Origin of the sequence: Microbulbifer sp., from assembly GCF_036563125.1 — a bacterium.
Classification (GTDB): Bacteria; Pseudomonadota; Gammaproteobacteria; order Pseudomonadales; family Cellvibrionaceae; genus Microbulbifer.
The window spans coordinates 15,638-40,970 of the sequence record NZ_DATCMV010000155.1; the positions used below are offsets into that span (position 1 = coordinate 15,638).

At 59.1% G+C, this 25,333-nt stretch carries 19 protein-coding genes; 14 read left to right on the forward strand and 5 right to left on the reverse strand.

Going from position 1 to position 25,333, the window contains the following annotated elements; all coding sequences use genetic code 11:
- The first annotated feature begins 3 nt into the window (after window positions 1-3).
- The 13 genes from mraY (at window position 4) to mutT (ending at window position 17,057) form a co-directional block, all read left to right on the forward strand.
- Window positions 4-1,089, forward strand: coding sequence for a phospho-N-acetylmuramoyl-pentapeptide-transferase (gene mraY / locus VIL80_RS13035; protein ID WP_332036529.1), 1,086 nt, complete (start codon window positions 4-6; stop codon window positions 1,087-1,089).
- Between the two features lie 35 nt (window positions 1,090-1,124).
- Complete coding sequence (gene murD, locus VIL80_RS13040) at window positions 1,125-2,531, forward strand: UDP-N-acetylmuramoyl-L-alanine--D-glutamate ligase (protein WP_332036530.1); 1,407 nt, start codon at window positions 1,125-1,127, stop codon at window positions 2,529-2,531.
- Complete coding sequence (gene ftsW / locus VIL80_RS13045) at window positions 2,524-3,753, forward strand: putative lipid II flippase FtsW (protein ID WP_332036531.1); 1,230 nt, start codon at window positions 2,524-2,526, stop codon at window positions 3,751-3,753. The genes murD and ftsW overlap by 8 nt, the downstream gene beginning before the upstream one ends.
- Complete coding sequence (gene murG, locus VIL80_RS13050) at window positions 3,753-4,850, forward strand: undecaprenyldiphospho-muramoylpentapeptide beta-N-acetylglucosaminyltransferase (RefSeq protein WP_332036532.1); 1,098 nt, start codon at window positions 3,753-3,755, stop codon at window positions 4,848-4,850. Before ftsW ends, murG begins: the two co-directional genes overlap by 1 nt.
- Before the next feature lie 43 nt (window positions 4,851-4,893).
- Window positions 4,894-6,351: a UDP-N-acetylmuramate--L-alanine ligase gene (murC, locus tag VIL80_RS13055; RefSeq protein ID WP_332036533.1), complete on the forward strand. Its 1,458-nt coding sequence runs from the start codon at window positions 4,894-4,896 to the stop codon at window positions 6,349-6,351.
- An 18-nt stretch (window positions 6,352-6,369) separates the two neighbouring features.
- Entirely contained in the window at window positions 6,370-7,200 is an 831-nt protein-coding gene (locus tag VIL80_RS13060) for a cell division protein FtsQ/DivIB (RefSeq protein ID WP_332036534.1), read from the forward strand.
- Window positions 7,201-7,292: 92 nt separating this feature from the next.
- Window positions 7,293-8,531, forward strand: coding sequence for a cell division protein FtsA (gene ftsA, locus VIL80_RS13065; protein WP_332036535.1), 1,239 nt, complete (start codon window positions 7,293-7,295; stop codon window positions 8,529-8,531).
- A 63-nt stretch (window positions 8,532-8,594) separates the two neighbouring features.
- Window positions 8,595-9,803, forward strand: coding sequence for a cell division protein FtsZ (ftsZ, locus tag VIL80_RS13070; RefSeq protein WP_332036536.1), 1,209 nt, complete (start codon window positions 8,595-8,597; stop codon window positions 9,801-9,803).
- A 467-nt stretch (window positions 9,804-10,270) separates the two neighbouring features.
- Window positions 10,271-11,182 carry a UDP-3-O-acyl-N-acetylglucosamine deacetylase gene (gene lpxC / locus VIL80_RS13075; protein ID WP_318954889.1) on the forward strand — a complete coding sequence of 304 codons (912 nt, stop codon included), beginning with the start codon at window positions 10,271-10,273 and terminating at the stop codon, window positions 11,180-11,182.
- A gap of 278 nt (window positions 11,183-11,460) precedes the next feature.
- On the forward strand, window positions 11,461-12,399 hold the full coding sequence (locus VIL80_RS13080; RefSeq protein ID WP_332036537.1) for a M23 family metallopeptidase: 939 nt from the start codon (window positions 11,461-11,463) through the stop codon (window positions 12,397-12,399).
- Window positions 12,400-12,569: 170 nt separating this feature from the next.
- Window positions 12,570-15,305 carry a preprotein translocase subunit SecA gene (gene secA, locus VIL80_RS13085; RefSeq protein ID WP_332036538.1) on the forward strand — a complete coding sequence of 912 codons (2,736 nt, stop codon included), beginning with the start codon at window positions 12,570-12,572 and terminating at the stop codon, window positions 15,303-15,305.
- A 136-nt stretch (window positions 15,306-15,441) separates the two neighbouring features.
- Window positions 15,442-16,641: a bifunctional glutamate N-acetyltransferase/amino-acid acetyltransferase ArgJ gene (argJ, locus tag VIL80_RS13090; RefSeq protein ID WP_332036539.1), complete on the forward strand. Its 1,200-nt coding sequence runs from the start codon at window positions 15,442-15,444 to the stop codon at window positions 16,639-16,641.
- Entirely contained in the window at window positions 16,641-17,057 is a 417-nt protein-coding gene (mutT, locus tag VIL80_RS13095; RefSeq protein WP_332036540.1) for an 8-oxo-dGTP diphosphatase MutT, read from the forward strand. The genes argJ and mutT overlap by 1 nt, the downstream gene beginning before the upstream one ends.
- 256 nt (window positions 17,058-17,313) lie before the next feature.
- On the opposite strand, the gene nagX is transcribed toward mutT, so the two are convergent.
- The 5 genes from nagX to VIL80_RS13120 form a co-directional block, all read right to left on the reverse strand.
- Window positions 17,314-18,411, reverse strand: coding sequence for a transmembrane glucosamine N-acetyltransferase NagX (gene nagX / locus VIL80_RS13100; RefSeq protein WP_332036541.1), 1,098 nt, complete (start codon window positions 18,409-18,411; stop codon window positions 17,314-17,316).
- Window positions 18,412-18,504: 93 nt separating this feature from the next.
- On the reverse strand, window positions 18,505-19,485 hold the full coding sequence (locus VIL80_RS13105; RefSeq protein ID WP_332036542.1) for a glycoside hydrolase family 16 protein: 981 nt from the start codon (window positions 19,483-19,485) through the stop codon (window positions 18,505-18,507).
- Window positions 19,486-19,691: 206 nt separating this feature from the next.
- A complete protein-coding gene (locus VIL80_RS13110; RefSeq protein ID WP_332036543.1) occupies window positions 19,692-22,808 on the reverse strand; it encodes a chitinase C-terminal domain-containing protein in 3,117 nt (1,038 codons plus the stop codon).
- 261 nt (window positions 22,809-23,069) lie between these two features.
- Window positions 23,070-23,528: a hypothetical protein gene (locus VIL80_RS13115; protein ID WP_332036544.1), complete on the reverse strand. Its 459-nt coding sequence runs from the start codon at window positions 23,526-23,528 to the stop codon at window positions 23,070-23,072.
- 242 nt (window positions 23,529-23,770) lie between these two features.
- Entirely contained in the window at window positions 23,771-24,913 is a 1,143-nt protein-coding gene (locus VIL80_RS13120; RefSeq protein WP_332036545.1) for a fatty acid desaturase, read from the reverse strand.
- A 156-nt stretch (window positions 24,914-25,069) separates the two neighbouring features.
- On the opposite strand from VIL80_RS13120, the gene VIL80_RS13125 reads away from it, so the two are divergent.
- Complete coding sequence (locus VIL80_RS13125) at window positions 25,070-25,246, forward strand: hypothetical protein (protein ID WP_332036546.1); 177 nt, start codon at window positions 25,070-25,072, stop codon at window positions 25,244-25,246.
- The last annotated feature ends 87 nt before the right edge of the window (window positions 25,247-25,333 follow it).

Genomic DNA, 25,333 nt, shown 5'->3' on the forward strand with positions numbered 1-25,333 from the left:
ACAATGCTGCTTTGGCTGGCTGAACTCTTACAGAACTATGTGAAGGGCTTTTCGCTCTTCAACTACCTGACCGTACGCGCGATTCTGAGCGCGCTGACGGCGCTGGGTATTTCCCTGCTGGTAGGCCCGCGCATGATTACCTGGCTTAATCGGCTGCAGGTGGGGCAGGCGGTGCGCGACGATGGCCCCCAAACCCATCTGAGCAAATCAGGCACACCCACCATGGGCGGCACCCTGATTCTCGCCGCGATCTTTTCCTCGTCGCTGCTGTGGTCTGACCTCAGTAACCGCCTGGTGTGGGTGACCCTGCTGGTGACGTTCGTATTCGGCGCGGTTGGTTTTGTGGACGACTACAAGAAAGTGGTGGAGAAAAATTCCCGCGGCCTGATCGCACGCTGGAAATATTTCTGGCAGTCGGTCGCCGGCCTCGGAGCGGCGATTTATCTGTATATGACGGCTACATCGCCGGCGGAAACCCAGCTGTTCGTGCCTTTCTTCAAGGATGTGGCGATCAACCTGGGGCCGGTGGCCTTCATTCTGCTGACTTATTTCGTGGTAGTGGGCTCCAGTAACGCGGTCAACCTCACCGATGGCCTCGACGGCCTCGCGATCATGCCTTCGGTGATGGTTGGTGGTGCTCTCGGTGTGATTGCCTACCTGGTGGGCCACGTGGAGTTCGCTACCTACCTGCATATTCCGTCCATTTCCGGTGCCGGTGAGCTGGCGGTGTTCTGTGCCGCCCTGGGTGGGGCCGGGCTCGGGTTCCTATGGTTCAACACATATCCCGCGCAGGTATTTATGGGGGATGTGGGTGCACTGGCGCTGGGTGCGGCGCTCGGCATCATCGCGGTGATTACCCGTCACGAAATCGTGCTGTTCATCATGGGTGGGGTGTTTGTGATGGAAACCGTTTCCGTAATCCTGCAGGTGGCGTCTTTCAAACTGACCGGCAAACGTATTTTCCGTATGGCGCCACTGCACCACCATTTTGAACTGAAAGGCTGGCCGGAGCCGCGGGTGATTGTGCGCTTCTGGATTATCACCGTGGTACTGGTGCTGGCGGGCCTGGCGACCCTGAAGATTCGCTAAGAAAAGACAGATAGTTAAAAAACAGAAAAGATCGAATGAACCTCATCGCAACCTCAGAGAAAAAAGTGGTGATCGGAATGGGCGCTACCGGGCAGTCGGTGGTGCGCTTTCTGCTGAGCCAGGGTTTCTCTCCGGTTGTGGTGGACAGCCGCGATGCGCCGCCGGCACTGGAGACCTTCCACAAGGAGTTCCCGCAGGTATCCGTAGAGTGCGGCCCGCTGAATCCGGAAACCTTGCTGGCAGCGAGCGAAATCATCGCGAGTCCCGGGATTGGTGTGGCGGAACCCGCGATTGCCGCGGCGGTGGCAGCCGGTATCCCGGTGGTCGGTGATATCGAGCTTTTCGCGCGCGAGTTGGCAAAGGCAGAGCCTGCGCCCCAGGTCATTGCCATTACCGGCTCCAACGGCAAGAGCACTGTCACCACCGTGGTGGGGCTGATGGCGGAGGCCGCCGGTGTAAGCGTCAAGGTGGGTGGCAATATCGGCGTACCGGTACTGAATTTTGTCGCGCCGGGTACAGAGCTACCGCAACTGTTCGTGTTGGAGCTTTCCAGTTTCCAGCTGGAAACCACTTACTCGCTGGCGCCCGACGTGGCAACGATCCTGAATATCAGTGCGGACCATATGGACCGCTACCCGGATCTGGGTGCATATCACCGCGCCAAGCAGCGGGTCTACCGCCACGCGCGCCAGATGGTAATCAACCGTGCGGATTCCCTCACTCGCGGCCCGCTGTCCCGCGACAGTCGCGAGTGGAGTTTCGGCCTGGATCGCCCGGACCTGAAGCAGTTTGGGTTGATCACCGAAAATGGTCAGCAGTGGTTGGCGCAGGGCCACGAAAAGCTGATGCCGGCGAGCGAAATGGCCATGGTGGGCAGCCACAACGTGGCCAATGCGCTGGCGGCGCTGGCGCTCGGCAATGCGGTGGGGCTGCCGATGGCGCCGATGCTGCAGGTACTGCGCAGTTTCGCCGGTCTCGCGCACCGCTGCGAGCGGGTGGCAGATCTCGACGGCGTTACTTTTGTGAACGACTCCAAGGGTACCAATGTGGGTGCAACCCGCGCGGCGCTGGATGGGCTGGCGGATGGTGAGCGCAAGATCGTGCTGATCGCCGGTGGCGACGGCAAGGGCGCGGATTTTTCACCACTGGCGGAGGCCGCCGGTGCGTTGCGCGGACTGGTTACCATCGGTGTCGACGGCCCGAAAATCGCTGCGGCGTTTGGCGCACTGGTAGCGCAGCAGGCGGCTGGCGATATGCGTGATGCCATCGCCAAGGCAAAGGCGCTCGCCTGTCACGGCGACTATGTACTGCTGTCTCCCGCTTGTGCCAGCTTTGATATGTTCCGCAATTTCGAGCACCGCGGTGAAGTGTTTCGCCGCGAAGTCGCTGAACTGGTGCAGTCCTCCAACGGCGCGCAGTGCGCGGGAGGGTTGAATGAGTAAACCGGTACTGAAGCAGGCTGCAAACGAACCGGTCGATGACTTCGCCTGGGTGTTGCCGTTCTGTGTAGTGGCGCTGGCGAGTATCGGTGTGGTCATGGTGGCGTCCGCATCCATCGCGTTTGCCGCGGATGTGTACAACGACCCCTGGTACTTCCTTAAACGCCACCTGGTGTTTCTGGCTGCTGGGGCATTCGGTGCGTTGCTGGTGAGCCGTATTTCGCTCGCCACCTGGTCGAATTTGTCCTGGACGCTGCTGTTTTTTGCGCTCGGCATGTTGCTGGCGGTGTTGATTCCCGGTGTCGGGCGCTCGGTCAATGGCAGTATGCGCTGGATCGCGCTGGGGCCGATCACCATTCAGCCGGCGGAGATCGCCAAGTTCTGCTGTCTGGTGTTTTTTGCAAGCTTCCTGACCCGGCGCAATGAACGGCTGCGGCACTGGAGCAGTTTCATGATTCCCATTTCGGTATTGGGGATTGTCGCGCTGCTGTTGTTGCTGGAGCCGGATTTCGGTTCGGTGGTAGTGATATCCGGTACTGCGCTGGCGATGGTTTTTCTCGCCGGTGCGCGCCTGCCGCATACCTTTATGCTGGTGGGGGTCGCCGCCTGTGGCCTGGTGACGATGGCCTTGGTCAGTCCCTACCGATTGCAGCGTTTGACGACATTCCTCGACCCTTGGGGCGAGCAGTTTGCCGGCGGTTACCAGCTGACCCAGTCGCTGATCGCCTTCGGCCGCGGTGAATGGTTCGGAGTTGGTCTCGGCAACAGTGTGCAGAAACTGTTCTACCTGCCGGAAGCGCACACCGATTTTGTGTTTGCAATCCTGGCCGAAGAGTGGGGTATGTTCGGCGGGCTGGTGGTGATCAGCCTGTACGCGGCACTGACCTGGTCGCTGCTGCGCTTGGTGCGCAAGGCGCTGGTGAAACAGGCGTTTTTCACCGCGCTGCTGGTGTTTGGTATTGCCGTGCTGTTCGCCGGCCAGGCGTTTGTGAATATGGGTGTCGCATCTGGACTGCTACCCACCAAGGGGCTGACCCTGCCGTTTGTCAGTTCCGGCGGCTCCAGCCTGGTGGTGTGCTTTGCGCTGTTCGCGCTCGCCTGGCGCGCACAGAATGAATTGAACAGCGAGGCCGAGTCGGGTGAAGACAGTCTCGCCAAAATCCGTCAGTTGCCGATTTTCAATCCGCTGCAACTGGGCGACAGGAAAACCGGGGAGGCTGCGTGATGGAGCAATCCACAAACGCCACACCTTTCGCCGGCAAGAAATTTCTGGTGATGGCCGGCGGTACCGGCGGCCATGTGTTTCCCGCACTCGCGGTGGCGAAAGCGCTGCAGGCACAGGGCGCGGAAGTGGAATGGCTGGGTACCATGCGCGGTATCGAATCGCAGCTGATTCCGGCAGCGGATATCCCGCTGCACTTCATTACCGTGGAGGGTGTCCGCGGCAAGGGTTCGGCGGCGCTGTTGAAGGCGCCGCTGCAGATCAGCCGCGCTATCTGGCAGGCGCGCAGTGTGGTGAAGGCGGTGCAGCCGGATGCCGTTCTGGGTTTCGGTGGATTTGCCACAGGTCCCGGTGGCGTGGCAGCACGACTCAGCGGTGTTCCGCTGATTATTCACGAACAGAATGCAGTGGCAGGCACCACCAATCGTTTACTGGCGAAGATCGCCAGCCGCGTGCTGGAGGCGTTCCCCAGTGGATTGCCTTCTGCACAGCTGGTGGGCAATCCGGTGCGTGCGGAAATTGCCGCGCTGCCCGCGCCCGCTGAGCGGGTCGGCAAACAGCGGCCGCTGCGGCTGCTCGTACTGGGCGGCAGCCTCGGCGCCGTCGCCATCAATGAGCTGGTGCCGCAGGCGCTGGCAAAAATGGATGAATCAAAGAGGCCCCAGGTGGTGCACCAGGCGGGCCAGCGGCACCTGGACGTGGCGAAGGAAGCTTACGAGCGCGCCGGCGTGGAAGCCGAAGTGGTGCCATTTATTGCGGACATGGCCGCGGCCTACGGCCAGGCGGATCTGGTGATTTGCCGCTCCGGCGCACTGACCGTCTCGGAAATCGCCGCGGCGGGAGTGGGGGCCATCATGGTGCCTTTCCCGTTCGCCATCGACGATCACCAGACAAAAAATGGTGAGTGGCTGCAGCAGGCGGGCGCGGCAAAAGTAATCCAGCAGGACGCACTGGACGCGGAGCAACTGGCGGCCTTGCTAGAGGAACTGTTCGCTGCTCCGGAAAAATTATTGGCCATGGCGGAGGCCGCGCGCGGCGTCGCCCGGCCTGATGCCACCGACCGTGTGTTGGCGGCATGTCGCGAAGAGATGGGGTGTTGAAATGTCTCGCGAAAACCAGAATCAAACGAGTGTTGGAAGAAATATGAGTGATAGCGGCGAAAGCAATTATCAGGTACCGGCCATGCGCCGTATCCGCCGGATTCACTTTATCGGCGTCGGCGGCGCGGGTATGAGCGGTATTGCCGAAGTCCTGCAGAACCAGGGCTACGAAGTTTCCGGTTCAGACCTGCGCGAGAGCAAGGTCACTGAGCGCCTGCGTAGCCTTGGCATCAAGGTGCTGATCGGCCACAGTGCGGAAAATATCAACGATGTAGATGTGGTGGTGAACTCCTCCGCGATTTATGGCGATAACCCGGAACTGACCGCGGCGCGGGAAAAACGTATCCCGGTGGTGCGCCGCGCGGAAATGCTCGGCGAGCTGATGCGCTACCGCTACGGCATCGCGGTGGCTGGCACCCATGGCAAGACGACAACCACCAGCCTGATCGCGTCAATTTTTGCCGCTGACGGCAAGGATCCTACATTCGTGATCGGTGGCCTGGTGAACAGTGCGGGGGCCAATGCCGCGCTGGGCGAGGGCCGCTATCTGATTGCCGAGGCGGACGAAAGTGATGCTTCTTTCCTGCATCTGCAGCCGATGGTTACGGTGGTGACCAATATCGACGCGGATCACATGGAAACCTACGGCGGCGATTTTGAAAAGGTAAAGCAGATCTTTATCGACTTTATCCAGAATCTGCCGTTTTACGGTCTGGCGGTGGTCTGTGGTGACGACGCCAATGTGCAGTCGGTCATCCCGAAACTGGCGCGCCCGGTGACCACATACGGTTTTGATGAAGGCAATGACTTCCGCATTAGCGGTGTGCGCCAGGAACCCCTGCGCAGCTTCTTTACCGTGCACCGCCCGGACGGCAGCACCCTGGATGTTTGCGTCAACGTGCCTGGCATTCACAATGTGCTGAATGCCACCGCGGCGATTGCGGTGGCCACCGAAGAGGGAATCAGCGATGCGGCAATCTGCGAGGGGCTGAAAGGTTTCCAGGGCGTCGGCCGCCGCTTCCAGATTTACGGGGAGTACCCGTTAAGCGAGGATGCCGCTGCGGAAAAAGTCATGCTGGTGGACGACTACGGCCATCACCCGCGGGAAGTGGCCGCCACCATCAAGACCGTGCGCGATGGCTGGCCGGAGCGTCGCCTGGTGATGGTGTACCAGCCCCATCGCTACACCCGCACACGCGATCTGTTCGAGGATTTTGTCCAGGTTCTTTCTCAGGTCGACAAACTGGTATTGCTGGATGTATATAGCGCGGGCGAAGCGGTAATTCCGGGTGCGGATGGCCGCACGCTGGCACGCAGTATTCGCAATCGCGGCCAGATTGATCCGATTTTTGTGGAAAAAGTGGACGAGGTTCCGTCGATTCTCGCGGACCTGCTGGAACCCGGTGACATAGTGCTGACCCAGGGCGCCGGCAATGTTGGAGGACTGGCGCAACAGCTGGCGGAAGCGCAGTTGGGCGATAAAGCCGGGTCCGGACAGTAACGGCGCGGAATTAACATCGTGGCCAGAGAAACCTCGACGCAGCGGCAGAAACAGGCGAAAGGCAAACCGGCACTGCGCGGTGCCCGTGCACTGCCGGACCCGAATGCGGAGCCGCCTGTGCGACCGCTGCGGGTCGTACTGCTGAGTGTGTTGTTGCTGGCAGTGGCGGCGGGCATCGGTTACGGAGCGCGCTGGCTATGGCAACAGGTGCCGACGGCGGAACTGAGCCGGGTGGATGCACTGGAAGATGTGCGGGTCAAAGCGCCGTTTCGGGCGGTGACCGAACGGGAGGTGGAAGAAATTCTGCTGCCGTATCTGCGGCGCGGCTTCTTCTCCCTGGATATCGACGGGATGCGCGCGGCACTGTTGAGCAATCCGTGGATTGTTAATGCCTCGGTGAGTCGCCGCTGGCCGAACGGTGTGGATGTGGTGGTGGATGAGGCCGAGCCTCTCGCCATTTGGGGTGGCGACCGGCTGTTGATCGCAAATGGTGAACTGTTGCCGCGACCGGAAAATTTAAAGGATCTGCGCTTGCCGGAACTCGCCGGCGACGCGGAGCTGGTGGAGCGGATCATGGCCCAGTACCAGGCACTGGCCGGACTGTTGACCACCAAGGATATGGAAGTGCGCCGCCTGTCATTTGACGACCTGTCGGGCTGGCAACTGGAGTTGGTAAGCGGTATCCGCTTGCAACTGGGTCACGACGAACTGCTGGAGCGGGTGGGCCGTTTCCTGCGTCTGACCCGCGGCGTACTGGCGCCGCATCTGCAGAAAATTGCGGGCGTCGATACCCGCTATAACAATGCAGTTGCGGTGCAGTGGAAAGAAAAAGACAAAACAGATAACTGACAACAAAACAGGCAGATAAAAAGGTGGGTGCTCCCCTGATCCGACATGTCACATGTGGGTCGGCGTGACTGCCCAGCGAGGTTGAAAATTCAATGACACAATCAACTGAACCACGCATGATCGTCGGTCTGGATATCGGTACATCCAAGGTCGTGGCGATTGTCGGTGAGGTTGCCGGAAATGGCGATCTGAATATCGTCGGTATCGGCTCCCATCGCTCCACCGGTATGAAACGGGGCGTGGTGGTGAATATCGAGTCCACAGTACAGTCCATCCAGCGCGCGGTAGAGGAAGCGGAGCTGATGGCAGGTTGTGAGATTCACTCTGTGTATGCGGGCATCGCCGGCAGCCATATCCGCAGTTTGAACAGTCACGGGATTGTGGCGATCAAGGATCGCGAAGTGACCCAGCAGGATCTGGACCGGGTAATCGATGCGGCACGTGCGGTGGCGATTCCTGCTGACCAGAAGATCTTGCATACCCTGCCGCAGGAATACCTGATCGATAGCCAGGAGGGCGTGAAGGAACCCTTGGGAATGTCCGGTGTGCGCCTCGAGGCCAAGGTGCATCTGGTAAGCGGTGCGGTGAACGCGGCGCAGAACATCGAGAAGTGCATCCGACGCTGCGGCCTGGAAGTGGAAGACATCATTCTCGAGCAGCTGGCCTCCAGTTATGCGGTGCTGACCGACGATGAAAAAGAGCTGGGTGTGTGTATGGTAGATATCGGTGGCGGCACCACTGATATCGCGGTGTTTACCGGTGGCTCCATCCGTCATACCGGTGTTATCCCTATCGCCGGCGACCAGGTTACCAACGACATCGCCATGGCACTGCGTACACCAACGCCGCACGCGGAAGAGCTGAAAATCAAATACGCGTGTGCGCTTGCAAAACTCGCGCGCGAAGGGGAAACCATCAAGGTGCCGAGCGTGGGTGACCGCGCACCGCGGGATCTCTCCCGTCAGGCGCTGGCAGAAGTTGTGGAGCCCCGCTACGACGAATTGTTTACGCTGGTACAGGCGGAACTGCGCCGCAGCGGCTTTGAAGATCTTTGCGCGGCGGGAATCGTGCTCACTGGTGGTTCTTCAAAAATGGAAGGAGCGGTGGAACTGGCGGAGGAAATTTTCCACATGCCGGTGCGCCTCGCGGTACCCCATGGCATTGCAGGCCTGACGGATATCGTTAGCAATCCGATTTATTCCACCGGCGTCGGTCTGCTGATGTACGCGCTGAAATCGGAAGAAAACAAACGCAGTCGTCCGCGCAGCGTGCAGCGCAACGAAAACCAGTGGTGGGACAAGGTCAAACACTGGTTCAGAGGCAATCTCTGAGCCGGAAAATAATTACCGGGATCGATAATTAAATTTAGACATGAGCAAAAAAGGGGAACAGCAATGTTCGAACTCGTAGATAGCGTACAGGACAAACCTGTCATTAAAGTGATCGGTGTTGGTGGCGGTGGCGGTAATGCCGTCAAGCACATGATCGCGTGCGATGTCGACGGTGTGGACTTCATCTGTGCCAACACCGATGCGCAGGCGCTGAAAGATGTACAGGCACACACCATCCTGCAGTTGGGTAACACTATTACCCGCGGCCTGGGTGCCGGTGCCAATCCGGAAGTGGGCCGCCAGTCCGCGCTGGAAGACCGCGAGCGCATCGCTGAGGTGCTGACCGGTGCAGATATGGTGTTCATTACTGCGGGTATGGGCGGTGGTACCGGAACCGGTGGTGCTCCGATCGTGGCGGAAATCGCCAAGGACCTGGGCATCCTCACCGTTGCGGTGGTTACCCGCCCGTTCATGATTGAGGGCCGCAAGCGCGCGACCGTGGCGGAAGAGGGCATCCTCGAGCTGCGCGACAAGGTGGATTCCCTGATCACTATCCCCAACGATCGCCTGCTGGAAGTGCTCGGCAACAAGATCACCATGAAGGCCGCTTACAAAGAAGCGGACAACGTGCTGCTGGGTGCGGTGCAGGGCATTGCCGACTTGATGATTCGCCCCGGTATCATGAACGTGGACTTTGCCGATGTGCGCACCGTCATGTCCGAGATGGGTATGGCGATGATGGGCTCCGGCGCCGCCGTCGGTGAGAACCGCGCGCGCGAAGCGGCGGAAAAAGCCGTGCGCAGCCCGCTGCTGGACAACGTCAACCTGCAGGGCGCCCGCGGTATCCTGGTAAATATCATCACCGGCAGTGAAGAGGGCGGCTGTCAGGAGCTGACCCTGGGTGAGTACTCCGAAGTTGGCCAGATCGTGCAGGAGATTGCCTCCGACGACGCCACGGTGGTTATCGGTACCGCGGTAGATGACAAACTGGGCGACGAAATGCGTGTAACCGTAGTGGCCGCCGGTCTCGGCGAGGCAACTGCGCAGGTAGCGCGCCCGACCAAGGTTGTGGATAACACCAGCGCGCGCCGCCCGGAACCCCGCGAAACCGTACGTCCGGTGAGCAGTGAACCCACCCGCGAGACTCAGCAGGAACTGCGTGGCACCCGTATGGACGGCGAGCGCAAGCCGCGCTCCATGCCGCCGCTGAACCCGGATCAGGACATGGAATACCTGGATATTCCCGCATTCCTGCGCCGTCAGGCCGACTGATCCGCCCCGGGGAGTGGGGCGGAACATCTGCTCATGTCTTCGCCCGACCGTGAGGTCGGGCCTCCGCCCCCCTTTCCGGGCGCGGTACCGTTCGCGGAGGTGATCGGTACCGCAGGGTCAGGAAGAGCTAGGACAGGCAGGGACGCTAGGTATTCAGGCGCAATTCAGGGATGTTGTGGAAAATATTGGGTGGCTGAGAGGTTTTTCGGCGGAAGTTAACACTTGTTAACCGTCGTAGAACTGGTAAGAGCGTACAATATGTGACGGTCCTGCGCGCTGTTTGGCGTTGCAGTCTTCGCGCTGGGCTATGCTTGAAAAGTCAGAGGCCTGTTCATAGAACGACGGGCTTTGCCTGAACCCCGGATATGACTAAAGCGGTATCTGTAGTTTTGGCGTATATTTTCTGTTATTATCGCCGGCTCGCTGCGACTCGTGCGCGGCCTACCGACCTGGGAACCTGGATATAGATGATCAAACAGCGCACTCTCAAAAATGCCATTCGAGCCACTGGCGTTGGTCTGCACACTGGCAAGAAGGTCGTTCTGACCCTGAAGCCGGCGCCGGTCAATAGCGGTATCGTCTTCCGTCGGGTTGACCTCGACCCGGTAGTTGAGATTGAAGCGCGTGCCGAAAACGTGGGCGACACCCTGCTTTCCACCACTCTGGTGAAAGGCGACGTGCGTATTGCCACCGTTGAGCACCTGCTGTCCGCCATGGCGGGTCTGGGTATCGACAATGCGATTGTCGAACTGTCCGCCCAGGAAGTTCCGATCATGGACGGCAGTGCTGGTCCATTCGTGTTCCTTATCCAGTCTGCGGGCATTCAGGAGCAAGCGGCTCCGAAGAAATTCCTGCGGATCAAGAAGCCGGTAACCGTGGAAGAAGGCGATAAGGTTGCCAGCTTCCTGCCGTTCAATGGCTTCAAGGTGTCCTTCACCATTGATTTCGACCATCCGGTATTCCAGGGGCGCAATCTGACGTCCTCCGTGGATTTCTCCAGCACCTCCTTCGTGAAGGAAGTGAGCCGCGCGCGCACTTTCGGTTTCATGCATGAAATCGAGTACCTGCGTTCCAAGGGCTTGGTGCAGGGCGGCAGCGTGGACAACGCGATCGTGATCGACCAGTACCGTATCCTCAACGAGGGCGGTCTGCGTTACGAAGATGAGTTCGTTAAACACAAAATTCTCGACGCCATCGGCGACCTGTACCTGCTGGGTACCAGCGTCATTGGCGAGTTCAAGGCCTTCAAGTCCGGCCACGCACTGAACAACAAGTCCCTGCGCACCCTGATGGCGCAGGAAGATGCCTGGGAAATGGTAACGTTTGAAGACGAGCAAGAGGCGCCGATCTCTTACGTCAAGCCGATCCTGGCAGTGTAACTACTCGTAAAGCCGGTACCCAAATACCGGCTTTTTTACGTAATCAATTTACGTAACCGCTTTACGTACCTGCCGCGCAGTTTGGACCCTGTGTGGATTTGTGCGTTTGTAAACTTTTTGTGTTGCCAATTGCTGTTACATTGGCGGCATCCGGCCATTGGGATGGCCAGGGGCGCAGCAGGATGCGACAGTCCCGACACCGTGGAAGGCAAGCCCGTGTATGCCTCCGGTGAGCAAGCAATACAACAACAAAATGTCGCAGATCTAGCACGCCTGATATGAAAGTAATTCTGGTCAGTGAGCGCGGAGGCATCTCCCGCAGCTTCAACTTTGGTGGACTGAGCAAAGCCCTGCTCAGCCTCTGCCTGCTTGGTCTGCCTGTCGGTGCGCTGTGGGTTGGTGCAAATTTGCCCGCGGCGGAGTCCGATGTTTTCGATTCCCGTGCGGTAAAGGCCTGGAACAAGGCTCTGCGCAAGCAGCAGGAAGATATCACTGAAGCGGACCGTCAGGCCCGCGAGCAGCTTACCGCGCTGACCGTCAAACTGGCGGAAATGCAGGCCCGCCTTACCCGTCTCGATGCGCTCGGCGAGCGCCTTACCACACTGGCTAAGCTGGATGAGGGCGAATTCCAGTTCGGTAGCACACCTGCGGTTGGCGGTCCGGAAGATCCGGGTATCGCCGGTGCCGGTGAAATGCCCTACCAGCCGCCGGAATTTATCGAGGCGATCAGCGAGCTGTCGGATCAGATCGAAGACCGCCAGATGCAACTCTCCACCCTGGACACCCTGATGGCCAGCCGCCAGCTGCAGGACGAGCAATTCATCGCCGGTCGCCCGATTTCCCGTGGCTGGATGTCATCCCGCTATGGATACCGCACGGACCCTTTCAGTGGTCGCCGCTCCTGGCATAAAGGTGTGGACTTTGCGGGCAAGAGCGGCTCGGATGTAGTCTCGGTGGCGGCGGGTGTAGTGACCTGGGCGGAAGACCGCAGTGGCTACGGCCAACTGGTGGAAATCAACCACGGTAATGGCTACAAAACCCGCTACGGTCACAACAGTGATATCAAGGTTAAACTCGGCGATGTGGTCAAAAAAGGCCAGGTAATCGCCCAGATGGGCTCCAGTGGTCGCTCCACTGGCCCGCACGTGCACTTCGAAGTCTATAAAGACAACCGCCCGGTAGACCCTGCCACCTACATCCGCCGCACCGGTAGATAACAACTATCCTCTATCATTGCGCGGCAGGAGACTTGTAATCCTGCACTGGCGCCCGCAGTTCCCTATTCGGTTGCGGCGCCTGGCGCCTTCCTGTTTACTTGCACTCTTTCACGCGGGCCCCAAAGCGCTGGGAACGCGGGCACACTCAGCTTTAATGTGGTTTCTGAATAATGATTGGCAAACTGATAAAGACGGTCTTCGGCTCAAAAAATGACCGCGAACTCAAGCGCATGCGCAAGGCAGTGGCGAAAATCAACGCGCTGGAAGAGGAATACAAGGCGCTCGACGATGCCGCGCTGAAAGCCAAGACCGACGAATTCAAACAGCGCCTGGGGCAGGGTGAAACACTGGATCAGATACTGCCAGAGGCGTTCGCCGCTGTGCGCGAGGCCAGCTCCCGTACCCTGGGGATGCGCCACTTTGATGTGCAGTTTATTGGCGGTATGACCCTGCACGAAGGCCGCATTGCCGAGATGCGCACCGGTGAAGGTAAAACCCTGGTGGCGACCCTGCCCGCCTACCTGAATGCGCTGGAAGGCAAGGGTGTCCACATCGTTACCGTGAACGATTACCTCGCCAGCCGCGACGCGAACTGGATGCGTCCGGTGTACGAATTCCTGGGCCTCAGCGTGGGTATCGTGGTGTCCCAGCAGCACCCGCTGGAAAAGCGTGCGGCCTATGAGTCGGACATCACCTACGGCACCAACAACGAATTCGGTTTCGATTACCTGCGCGACAACATGGTGCTGCGCAAGGAAGACCGGGTACAGCGCCCACAGAATTTCGCCATCGTCGACGAGGTGGACTCGATCCTGATCGACGAAGCGCGCACACCGCTCATCATTTCCGGTCAGGCGGAAGACTCATCCCATCTTTACATGGCGATGAACAAGCTGGTTCCGCAGCTGGAGCGCGCGGAAGAGGGTGGTGAAGGCCATTACACTGTGGACGAAAAGACCCGTCAGGTGGAAATGTCTGAAGACGGCCACCAGCTGATCGAAGACCTGCTGGTGCGCAATGGCCTGCTGCGCGAGGGCGAATCCCTCTACGCCCCGGGCAATCTGGGCCTGATGCACCACGTCAATGCCGCGCTGCGCGCCCATGTGTTGTTCAACAAGGATGTGGATTACATCGTCCAGAACGGCCAGGTAGTGCTGATCGACGAACACACCGGCCGCACCATGCCCGGCCGTCGTCTCTCCGAGGGCCTGCACCAGGCACTGGAGGCGAAGGAGAACGTGCAGATCCAGAGCGAGAGCCAGACCCTGGCGTCCACCACCTTCCAGAACCTGTTCCGCTTCTACCCGAAGCTGGCCGGTATGACCGGTACCGCGGATACCGAGGCCTTCGAATTCCACCAGATCTATGGTCTCGACGTGGTGGTTATTCCCACCAACCGCGAAAAGCAGCGCCAGGACCTCAACGACCTGGTGTATCTGACCAAAGAGGAAAAACTCGAAGCGATCATCGAGGACATCAAATACTGCCGCGAGAAAAACGCGCCGGTGCTGGTGGGCACCGCGTCCATTGAGACGTCCGAGGAAATGTCGCGCCTGCTGCAGAAGGCCAAGATCGAGCACCAGGTTCTGAACGCCAAGTACCACGAGCGCGAGGCTCACATCATTGCCCAGGCCGGGCGCCCGGGTACCGTCACCATCGCCACCAATATGGCCGGCCGGGGTACCGACATCGTGCTCGGCGGTAACTGGGAAGCGGATGTCGAGGATCTGCAGCAGCGCGAGGGTCGCGAGGCCTCTGCGGAAGAGATCGCCGCGATCAAGGCCGAGTGGCAGAAACGCCATGAGATGGTCATTGAAGCTGGCGGCCTGCACATCATCGGTACCGAGCGCCACGAATCCCGCCGTATCGACAACCAGCTGCGCGGTCGCGCCGGTCGCCAGGGCGACCCCGGTATGACCCGCTTCTACCTGTCGCTGGAAGACAACCTCATGCGCATCTTCGCCTCTGACCGGGTGAAGAACTTCATGCAGATGCTGGGCATGGAACGCGGAGAGGCCATTGAGCACCGTATGGTTTCCAATGCCATCGAGAAGGCGCAGCGTCGCGTAGAGGGCCGTAACTTCGATATCCGCAAGCAGCTGCTGGAATACGACGATGTCGCCAACGACCAGCGCCAGGTCATCTACTCCCAGCGCAATGAGCTGCTGGAAGCGGAAAACATCAGCGATACCATTACCGCCATCCGCGAGGATGTGGTGAACGACCTGATCTCTACGCACATGCCGCCGCAGAGTGTGGAAGAACAGTGGGATATTCCCGCATTGGAACAGCAGCTGGCCTCTGAACTGGGCCTGCAACTTCCGGTGAAGCAGTGGCTGGATGAAGACCGTACCCTGCACGAAGAGAGCCTGCGCGAGAAAATCGTCGCCGAGGCCGAGCAGGCGTACCAGCGCAAGCTGGCGCGCATTGCGGAAAGCACCGGCGATGCCAACCTGATGCCCACCATCGAGCGCCAGGTCATGCTGCAGGTACTGGATCAGCTGTGGAAAGACCATCTCGCCAGCATGGACCACCTGCGCGCTGGCATCGGCCTGCGTGCCTACGCCAACAAGAACCCCAAGCAGGAGTTCAAGCGCGAGTCCTTCCACTTGTTCCAGGGACTGCTGGACAGTCTCAAGCACGAAGTGGTGCGTGTACTGGCCCATGTTGAGCCGATGACCCGCGAGCAGATGGAAGAGATGGAACAGCGCCGCCTGGAGGCCCAGCGCCGCCAGCAACTGGAGCTGCAACACGCTCAGGCGTCTGCCATGCCACAGGCGGAAGAGTCCGCTGACGCCGAGCCGATGCGTCGCGGCCCACGCGTGGGGCGCAACGATCCCTGTCCCTGTGGTTCCGGCAAGAAGTACAAGCAGTGCCACGGCAAGCTGACCTCTTCCACCACCTGATGATCCGGTGGTGGATACGAAAGCACTGCAGTAAACAATGAAAAAAGGCCCGCGGAGAAATCCCCGGGCCTTTTTGTTTGGCGCATCCCGTTTATATAATTCCGCCCCGTTTGTTCAATTCACAAGGCCAATGACCATGGCGCAGCCACTCCCCCAGATTCCCGGTGTCCGTCTCTCCGCCGTCCCCGCCAAAATCAAAAACTGGCAGCGCGACGACGTCCTGCTGATCGAAATCGCCGAGGGCGCCAGCGTCTCCGCGACCTTCACCCAGAATGCCTTCTGTGCGGCGCCGGTACTGGTGGCGAAAGAACATATCCGGCGCGGCAATATCCGCGCGCTGCTGATCAACGCCGGCAATGCCAATGCCGCAACCGGCGAGCGCGGCCTGCAGAACGCGCAGCAGTGCTGTGAAGGCCTTGCCGCTGTGCTCGGCATCGACGCCGCGCAGGTGCTGCCGTTCAGCACCGGCGTGATCGGGGAGCACTTGCCAGTTCAGAAAATTCTCGACGCGCTGCCAGCGGCGGCCAGCGGCCTGCGCGCCGATGGCTGGGAGATGGCCTCGCGCGCCATCATGACCACTGACACCCGCCCGAAAACCGCGAGCCGTACGCTGGAAATTGCCGGCGAAACGGTTTCCGTTGTGGGCATCGCCAAGGGCGCGGGCATGATCCAGCCGAACATGGCCACCATGCTGGCCTATGTGGCCACCGATGCGGCCATTCCGCAGCCGATGCTGGATCAGCTGGTGAAAGAGGCGGTGGGACAATCCTTCAACCGCATCAGTATCGATGGCGATACCTCCACCAACGACGCCTGTGTACTGATCGCCAGTGGCGCCACCGGCGAAGTAATCGCGGATACCCACAGTGACGCCTACGCGCGCCTGAAGGCGGCCATTGTGGAGGTACATATCGAACTGGCCCAGGCCATCGTCCGCGACGGCGAGGGTGCGACCAAGTTTGTCACCGTACAGGTGAACAACGCCGCGAGCTCCGAGGAAGCGCTGCGGGTGGCATTTGAAATCGGCGAGTCACCGCTGGTGAAAACCGCCATGTACGCCTCCGATCCCAACTGGGGCCGCCTGATCATGGCGATTGGCAATGCGGGTGTGGATAACCTGGATACCGGCAAGGTCAACGTGTTTCTGGACGATGTGCAGATCGTAGACGCCGGTGGCCGTGCGGAGGGCTATACGGAGGAGCAGGGCAAGAAGGTATTCCAACAGTCCGACTTCACCATTACCGTGGACCTGCAGCGCGGTGATGTCTCCGAGCATATCTGGACCTGCGACTTCTCCCACGATTACGTCACCATCAACGCGGAGTACCGCACCTGATGGCGGAGTCGCTGCACAAGAAGTGTGTGCACGTCGCGGTGGGCGTGATCATCGGCGGCGATGGGCGCATCCTACTGGCCAAGCGCCCCGACCATTTGCATATGGGCGGGCGTTGGGAGTTTCCCGGCGGCAAGGTCGAAGAGGGCGAGTCTATCCAGCAGGCGATGATGCGTGAGTTGCGCGAGGAGCTGGATATCGGCGTGGTGGCGATGGAGAAACTCATCGAAGTGCGCCACGACTACGGCGAGAAACAGGTGTTTCTCGATACCTGGTGTGTAACGGAATTTTCCGGCGAAGCGCGGGGTGTGGAGGGTCAGGCCTTGGCTTGGGTTACCGCTTCTGAACTCTCTGACTATGAATTTCCGGATGCGAATCAGCCCATAGTCGAGGCAGTTCAACGGAAATTTCCATACTGAGTACTCGCCTAAGAGTCTGTGGTTCCGCTTAGTTATCCCGGTGGCGGCAAAGCACCGGGTATCCGTTTTCGAAAACGGATCCCCGGCACTTTCCCTTCGCTTAGACATTTTCACTTCGTTCGTGCGAAGAAAGCTTTCAACAGAGTTAAGAGTTCGAATTGAAAGCCCGTACCCAGTGCTTTGCCGCCAACGGACCAGCTTCGAAGCCATTCGGGCTTTCCGCCAGAAATTTGGGTAGACGTATGGTGGCAATGCCTCAAGGGCTGATAAAAATCCCGCGCTTGTATAGAAACCTTAACACCAGCCACTGTAGCAGAATTACTCCGACAGCAATTACCAGAGCGCCTGCCGGCTCAGAAAGGGCAGCCGCAATCCCTCCAGACAGACTCTTACTACTGTACTGCCAGTTAACCAGACTGGTGCCGAGGTACACCAGAATCGCATTGCAGCCGATCACCGAGAAAAAATAGGTGAAGGTTTTCCAGTGCCACATATCCACCAGCAGGTAAAAAATACCCAGCAGTAGCAGGCAGCAGCCGCAGGTAATCAGTACAAACGAACTTGTCCACAGCTCCTTGTTCACCGGATACACCCAGTGCCACAGGTAGCCCGCAACCAGACAGATCGCCGCACCGATAAACAGGCCCTTGAGTATTGCGACATGATTGCCCGCGTGCCTGGCGAGCCAGTGACCGGCGAACACGCCGAACAGCGCATTGACGATGGCGGGGATGGTGGAGAGCAGGCCTTCGGGGTCATAGGCGCGGTGCTGGTAGGTAATACCCGGTAAAAAGTGCTGGTCAACCCACGCATTGACCGAGCCCGTCGGGGTGAAGTCACCGGCAGAAGCCTGCAACAGCCAGTAACCTGCGAGAATGCCTGCGGCGATGCCGTACTGGGTGCGCACACCAAAGTGCCAGACGATCATCGCCGCAAAGAACCAGGCGAAACCGATACGCGCGAGTACACTCGCGTAGCGGATTTCACCGAGATCTGCCGGAATACCCGTTCCCCAGCCGTGGTTGTAAACGATGCCCAGTAATATCAGCAGGAACAGGCGTTTAATCGCCTTGCGATAAACCGGGCTTCGCTGCTCGAGAGTCAGGCCGCGCAAGGATTTGTTGGCGAGCCCTAGGGTGACGCCGGAGAGGAAAATAAACAGTGGGAAAATCAGGTCGTAAAAACTGAAACCGTGCCACTGGGTGTGCTGCATCTGCCCGTGGCCAAAGTGGAAGATGGACCAGCCGGTGAGTGCGAACAGAGGCAGAAACAGCGCCTCACCACCGATGATCCAGAACATGTCGAAGCCGCGCAGGGCGTCTACCGACGCGAGTCGCTGTTTTTTACTGACCATGATTACTACTTCTTAATTCAGTCAATTTTGTCGTAACTAAACATGCGGGACGGCCACAAGCCACTCCACATGCAGGGAATGTATTGCGCTTATTCAGAGGCCGCAGGGAGACTCCAGTTTCGGACTCCAGTCCGGCACGCTATCGGTGAAGGCAACCTGCTGAGAGCGCAGGCGCTGTACTTCCTGCTCGACCTGCTCTGCGCTCAGCACCTGATCGGCGATGTGGTAAACCCAGTCCACTTCCTGCTGATAGGTACGGAACTCTGTTGAGTCGATCAGCCCTTCCTGGGTAAACCACAGGTTGAAGTTGATCGACATGGGTTCCTCCGGAAATACATGTTCACTGTGCTCGGCGAACTGTACCCCGTCAACAAAATAGCGGAGCTGGTTGTCTGCGGCCTGCAGCACCAGGGTATGCCAGCCAGAGAAGCTGCCGGGCTTGGTGGTGTACTCGTTGTCTTTTTCAAACGGGTTCAGCTTGAACGTTTCCCAGCTGGTGGCAAACAGGGCGTTGTCCGGTTCGCCCCAACCACCGTTGGCAAGATATTCAAAATCCATCTCGCTGTAATCCGGGTCCATGTCGGCCTTCAGCGGGCTGATGGTGTAGAAGGTCTCGATAATCTGGTCACCATCCGGGCCGGAGGTCGGCTCGTCGCGGAAGAAAACCCGCGCGGCGTAGGTGCCGGCGAGATATTTGCGCTGGTGGCAGAACTGGGTGTGCTGGGTGTTCTCGCCACTGCCATCGGTGGAGGAAGTCATGCGCAGCAGGATGTTGTCCGGGTTTTCCGCATCCGCCAGAAAGCTGATGCCATCGCCGGACCAGCGCGCACCGGTGACGCCGGGATGACCGGTTTCACTGCGGGCTTTCCACTGGTTATTTGCCATCGCCTCCAGCGATTGATAAGAGAAATCGTCAAAAAATATCTTGTCGCCTGTTCCTGAGGCCGTCATATCCGCGGAAGGCACTACGGTGGCCTGTTCGCTGCCACCGTCGCGAACGCCGCAACCGGTGAGCACGAGTGCACCGATCACGGCGGCAAGGTGCCGGGTGCGAAGGGATGAAAAATATTTCATGGTGATTTCCTTATATTTTTTGCGTTTTTTTGTCACATCATTAAACGAAAAAAGCCCCGGCCGAAACCGGGGCGAAGATAGGAGCATTTCCTGTACAGGAGTTCCTATGGTCACAACGCAGAGAGATTTAAACGTTACTGCTACCCATCCTGTGAGAGGGGGCCGGCGCTGCGTCGCCGGCCGGTGATTTCTTTTTCACTTTCATGTCAGATTGAGCAGACGAAAGACCAGCTGCCATCGGCGGTGCCCGGTACCGACTGGGTCCACCAGTTGGCTTTGAACACGCTGCCGTCGTGGATGATCTGGTCACCACCGACGGCGTAGCTGCCGCGCGGCCACTCGGGATAGGTCACGAGGCCCGCGGTGCTGACGCCGGCACTGGAGCAGGTTTGACCGCCACTGCCGCTGGAGCTGCCGCCACTCGAGCTGCCGCCGCCACTGCTGCTGAGTTCACCCAGCGGCAGGTCGGGATACTCAAAAGCCAGGGCGTAGGTGCTGCCGTTTACGGTGGCGGTGTAGGCCTGCGGGCCGGAGACCGGCAGGTAGTAGTTCAGGGTCATGTCCCAGGTTTCACCGTCTGCCAGGTTCTGCCAGGCGGGGAGACTGAAGCGCACGCGGTGGAATTCGTGTTCCAGGCCGCCCACGTTACCGCCGCCGGCATTGGCGCCGTCTTCAATCACTTCCAGACCGGCACCGCTCTGGTCGGTGATGATGTTGGAGGTGGAGGTCGGCATATCGAACTCGAACACGGTGCCACCGGGCAGAGTGCCGCCGGTGTTGTTGGTGATGTACAGCTTTGGATTCAGCGGGTAATTCTGGTCGCCCAGTTTGAACTCGGTGATCTCGATACCGATGTCCAGTGCTTCCTGCGGAATGACACGGTCGCTACGCAGGTGGCGGTACTTGGCGGCGCTGGCGAACTTGTCGTAGGCGAGGGTGGTGAGGGTGTCGCCCATGTAGTACTCGCCCTTCGCCGCATCCCAGTCGTAGTCGCCGGCCAGCTCCCAAAACATGATGCCGCCCACGCCTTGGTCGATGACGTATTGCACCTTGGCGTCCATGGACTCCTCATCTTCGGTGGAGATGAACACGTTCTTCTGTGCGTTCCACAGCCACGGTGCTTCGGAGACGCTGTCATAGTTGCGCACATAGGTGCCGGTAAGCGCGTCGTCCGCGTCGTTGGCAGGATCCAGGCCATAGTCGCCCACGTAGCTGCCGAGGATGCCGTTTTCCAGGTTCTTGGCGTGCCACATGGGGTTGGAGCCCGCGCCCATCTCGTTGCCGGCCGCGTCCAGGTCGTGCCACATGTTGTCGATGCCGATGGCGCCGTTGCCACAGTCGGAAGCGCCGCCGGTACCTTCGGGGCACTGGGACTGTGCCGGCAGTGCCGCTGAGCCGCCGAGACCGCTGTTGCCACCGGTCACGCCCTGCCAGCCGCGGGTGTAGTACGGAATACCCACATTGATACGGCCTGCGGGCATCGAGCCGCGGAAGTATTTCACTGCCCAGTCGATGTTCAGGTAGCCGATACCACCGTACTGGGAGGTGGTGTACACACTCGCCGCCGCCAGCTCCGGATCGTTGCCGTTGTCGAACAGCGCCGAATTGTGGCCAACGTATTCATTCCACGCCCCGTGCAGGTCGTAGGTCATGATGTTGACGTAATCCAGGTACTGGGTGATCTGCATGGTTTCCATACCGCGCAGCAGGTAACCGGAAGACGGCGAGGCAATGGTCAGCATGTAGTGGGTGCCGTCTGCCTGTCCCGCCTGATCCAGTTTTTCCCGCAGTACGCGCATCAGCTCCACGTAGGAATTCATCAAGCCGCCGCGCAGCGGGTTGGAGATACCGAAGTCCAGCGGGTTGCCGGCGTCGTTCATGGAGGTGGGATATTCGTAGTCGATATCCACCCCTTCGAAGCCGTATTTGCGGATAAAGCTCACCGCGGAATTGGCAAAGGTCTCGATCCCGGTGTGGTTGATGCTGCCGTCCGCATTGGTGGTCATGCTGTAGAAGCCGCCGTCGGCCACGCGATCGCCGTTATCGTTGAAGTGGCCACCGGTCTCGGCCCAGCCGCCCACAGACACCAGGGTTTTCACCTCCGGGTACTGTTCCTTGAATTTGGACAGCTGATTGAAGTGGCCCTTGTAGGTGTAATCAGGATCGGTTTCCGCGCCGGCGATGCCTGGCCATTCCATACCGGTGGCCGGGTTGTCCGGGTTGTCGGTGTTGCCGACGGATACGGAGTAATCGCTGCCGACATGGGCGAAGGCGTAGTTGATATGGGTGATCTTGCCCCAGGGAATGTCTTTCACCAGGTAGCTCGGCTGGCCGTTGGCGCCATTACGCCAGCTGGTGAAATAGCCGATGATGCGGCGTGGGTGATCGGCCCCCATATCCTCGCGTCCCTCTGCGTCGTAGATGTCGCAGTAGTTGGGCGCGGTACCCGGGGTGGTGTAGAGCCCGTCCGGGCGGCAGGGATGATCGCCGACGACGATCTGCTCGTCGGCAACACTGATGGTGGCTTCGGCACTGGCGCTGAGGTCGTCATTGTCGGTGGCGGTCGCGGAAATGGTGTGGCTGCCGAGAGTGGCGGTCCATGCGGTGCTGTAGGGGGCACTGGTATCGGTGGCGATCAGGTTGCCGTCGACGAAGAACTCCACCTTGCTGACACTGCCATCGCTGTCAGAGGCGTTGGCACTGATGGTGAGGCTGGCACCGGTAACATGGCTAGAACCGTTCGCCGGTGCGCTGAGGCTGACCGACGGCGGCACCGGGCCCACAACCACGTCTTCTACAGTAATCGACACAGGTGCGGTGGTGGTGGACAGATCGTCGTTGTCGACGATGCGCGCGGTAAGCGACGCGCTACCCACGGTGGCCGCAGTCCAGGAGGCCTGCCAGGGCGCCGCGGTGTCGGTCGCGATCAGTGTATCGTCGACGAAAAACTCAACTGTAGTGACCTGCCCATCCGCATCACTGGCGGAAACAGATATGACAACGTTGTCATTTTTGTTGAACAAAGAACCTGCGGCGGGCGCGCTGATGGAACCCTCGGGAGGCAGCAGCGGGTCCACGTCACCTTCACAGGCACCGAGCAGGCTCCACTCCTGGTACTGGCCGGAAAACTGCTCCGGGTTGTGATTGCTGGTCCACCAGTTTGCTTGGTAGGCATTGCCATTGTGCTGGACCTGGGCGCCACCGGAATAAGACTGGTTTGCGCTCCATGTCGGCAGCGATGTGCAGTCTACGGCGGCGTAGCCGTGCCCTGCAGTCAGCATGGCCGCGGTCATCAGACCGAGGCTGAGCTTGTAGTTGTTCATGAAATGTTCACCTTGCGGCAGATTATTTTTATAGGAATTCGACGCTAGAACCTCGGCGCCACGAAATGACATCGCTGTCAAAATAGCAATGGCCGCTAGTGGAAGGCAATACCGGCTTTTCACAAATCGGTCACATTTGAGACTTTTCGCGCCAGTTTCGCCAAATTCAATCTGACATTGGGAGTTCGGTCACGTCGCCCGCACCCCGGAAGGCGGGTGAGCGGGCGCCACAGGTGGGCAAATAGCGGTAATAGGCGGGAATTACATGTCCCACAGCGAATTGGTGGCCATGGAGAGGGTGATCCGCTCTTTGTCCTGGATATGTTTGAGGTTTTCAAACACTTCCTTCACTTCCGCAGACTCGATGGTGCCGTATACGGCGAGGTACAGCTCTGAAAAATAGCGGTCTACCTCTTGTCCGAGCTGGTTTATCTCCTCAATGCTGGGCTTTTCGCTCAGGTACTGGTTTTTCACCAGATCGCCGGCACTCTCTTCGTGGGTGTACTGGAGCCAGGTCTGCATCACCTTTTGCTGTGCCACCGCACCGTAGTTCTTGAGGTTATTGGCCATACGCAGCTCGTGCTCGTGCAGGTGTTTCAGCAATAGCTCTGTGCGCTTGTCCTGGGCGTTTTCCAGCAGCTGCTGGTAAATACCGGCCATATCCAGATGAAATTTCTGGGCGTTCTTGAGAATCTCGTGGGCCTGTTTGAACGTCTTCATCTCTGCGCCTTCTCGTTGACGGATTTCATTATGGTTTTAGCGGGAGAGGCATCGGGGAAGCAAGTGCGATGTCTCTTCTATGGTTATAGTGCATTTCCCGCGGCGTTCAACTCTTCACCGGCTCGTGAGTACTATTTGGTCACCACAATTTGGCCAGGGCAATGGCGCGCCTTCCACGGCCCCGGCGTTGTTGCGCGCATAAAAAAAGCGGCCCGTGGGCCGCTTTTTTTAGCTGGTAACGTTTACGCCGCTACCGGTGCCAGATGGAACTGTTCCATCATGATCTGCAGGCGCTTGCGCTGCATTTTCAGGCTGTATTCCAGTTCTTTTACCCGGGTACGGATGGTGGCGTTTTCCCATTTGCTCACCAGGCGCTCGCGGGCGTTTTCGTAGCGCTGCTGCTGCAGTTCCTTCCACTCGGCGAGGGCCGCAGAAAAGTCCTGTGCTTCGCGCTCCAGCAGCTCTTTCCAACTCTCCTTGTGTTTGGAGTTCGCCAGCTTCTGCTCTGCCCGCTTGAACTGCATAGACAGCATGGCGCGCTGGATACGCATCGCCGGCACCGTCTTCAGGTTGCTCGCCAGGCCCAGCCAGCTTGCGGTTTTGATCAGCCACTTGGTGGGATCCCACTGGTACCAGCGGATGCCGTTGCGGTAATCCGTCTGAAAAATATGGTGGTAGTTGTGGTAGCCCTCGCCGAAGGTGAAGAACGCCAGCAGGTCGTTGTCGCGGGCGGTGTTTTCATCGGTATAAGGGCGGCGGCCCCAGATATGTGCCAGGGAGTTGATGAAGAAGGTGGTGTGGTGGTTGACCACGATGCGCAGTACACCGGCGAGCAGCAGCATACCGAGTACATCACCGGTCAGCAGGCCCAGAACCACGGGTACGCCAACGTTCATCGCTACGGTGATGGGGACATAGTGATTGTGTTGCCACATCACGATCTTGTCGCGCTGCAGGTCCTTGGCATTGTCGAAATCCACCGCGCCGCTGGGATATTCACGCAGCATCCAGCCAATATGGGAGAACCAGAAACCACGATTGGCGGAGTAGGGGTCGTGGTCATTGTCATCACAATGGCGGTGATGGCGGCGGTGACCAGAACACCAGATCAGCGCACTGTTCTGCAGCGCGGCAGCACCGAACAGGGCGAAGAACAGGCGCAGAGACCAGTGCGCCTCATAGGTGCGGTGCGACCACAGGCGGTGATAGCCCGCAGTAATGGAAAATCCGCAGAAGGCACCGAGCACGGCAAATGCCAGCCACTGGTACCAGTGATAGCCGACCATCACACCGTACAGCGGAACCAGCACCAGGGCGGCCAGTGCGGTACTGGCAAACAGGATGGTGGTCAGCCAGATGCGGGGAGCTTCGGGAACAGCTTTCATATTTACAACCTTGTTAGAGCCAACAGGGAGATGCTAACCCAGATACCCCCGGCGAACATCTTCCTGGGAGGACCTGCACGTTAATTTTGAGAACAGTTAGTCAGTTAATCCTGAAACGAATGGTTGTGTGCGCCTTTTTGGTGCGGAAGAGGAATTTTGCGTTCCGAATTGGGTCAAGCGCTGTCATTTTTCCTTAACATGGTGCTCGTCGACAGAATGCTGGTGATTCGCGCCGTTCTCGATTGGATGAATTTTGTTCGCAAACGGCTGGTGGAACAAGTTTTTAGTGGTTTTTTAAAAGTTGGCACAGCGATTGCTTTAGCTAGTGTGTAGGCCACATGGCCTGCGCTCCGGGAATCCTTCACGGGTTATGGCAATCGAAATAATGCGTGACTTCCCGTTTTCTCTCATCATCGCTAT

Bases quoted from the DNA above. Each gene is read 5' to 3' on its own strand.
- murD (WP_332036530.1), top strand. From the start codon at position 1,125: ATGAACCTCATCGCAACCTCAGAGAAAAAAGTGGTGATCGGAATGGGC.
- VIL80_RS13080 (WP_332036537.1), top strand. From the start codon at position 11,461: ATGAAAGTAATTCTGGTCAGTGAGCGCGGAGGCATCTCCCGCAGCTTC.
- VIL80_RS13115 (WP_332036544.1), bottom strand. From the start codon at position 23,528: ATGAAGACGTTCAAACAGGCCCACGAGATTCTCAAGAACGCCCAGAAA.
- nagX (WP_332036541.1), bottom strand. From the start codon at position 18,411: ATGGTCAGTAAAAAACAGCGACTCGCGTCGGTAGACGCCCTGCGCGGC.
- argJ (WP_332036539.1), top strand. From the start codon at position 15,442: ATGGCGCAGCCACTCCCCCAGATTCCCGGTGTCCGTCTCTCCGCCGTC.
- ftsA (WP_332036535.1), top strand. From the start codon at position 7,293: ATGACACAATCAACTGAACCACGCATGATCGTCGGTCTGGATATCGGT.
- VIL80_RS13110 (WP_332036543.1), bottom strand. From the start codon at position 22,808: ATGAACAACTACAAGCTCAGCCTCGGTCTGATGACCGCGGCCATGCTG.
- VIL80_RS13120 (WP_332036545.1), bottom strand. From the start codon at position 24,913: ATGAAAGCTGTTCCCGAAGCTCCCCGCATCTGGCTGACCACCATCCTG.
- mutT (WP_332036540.1), top strand. From the start codon at position 16,641: ATGGCGGAGTCGCTGCACAAGAAGTGTGTGCACGTCGCGGTGGGCGTG.
- mraY (WP_332036529.1), top strand. From the start codon at position 4: ATGCTGCTTTGGCTGGCTGAACTCTTACAGAACTATGTGAAGGGCTTT.
- lpxC (WP_318954889.1), top strand. From the start codon at position 10,271: ATGATCAAACAGCGCACTCTCAAAAATGCCATTCGAGCCACTGGCGTT.
- murG (WP_332036532.1), top strand. From the start codon at position 3,753: ATGGAGCAATCCACAAACGCCACACCTTTCGCCGGCAAGAAATTTCTG.
- ftsW (WP_332036531.1), top strand. From the start codon at position 2,524: ATGAGTAAACCGGTACTGAAGCAGGCTGCAAACGAACCGGTCGATGAC.
- murC (WP_332036533.1), top strand. From the start codon at position 4,894: ATGAGTGATAGCGGCGAAAGCAATTATCAGGTACCGGCCATGCGCCGT.
- VIL80_RS13105 (WP_332036542.1), bottom strand. From the start codon at position 19,485: ATGAAATATTTTTCATCCCTTCGCACCCGGCACCTTGCCGCCGTGATC.
- secA (WP_332036538.1), top strand. From the start codon at position 12,570: ATGATTGGCAAACTGATAAAGACGGTCTTCGGCTCAAAAAATGACCGC.
- ftsZ (WP_332036536.1), top strand. From the start codon at position 8,595: ATGTTCGAACTCGTAGATAGCGTACAGGACAAACCTGTCATTAAAGTG.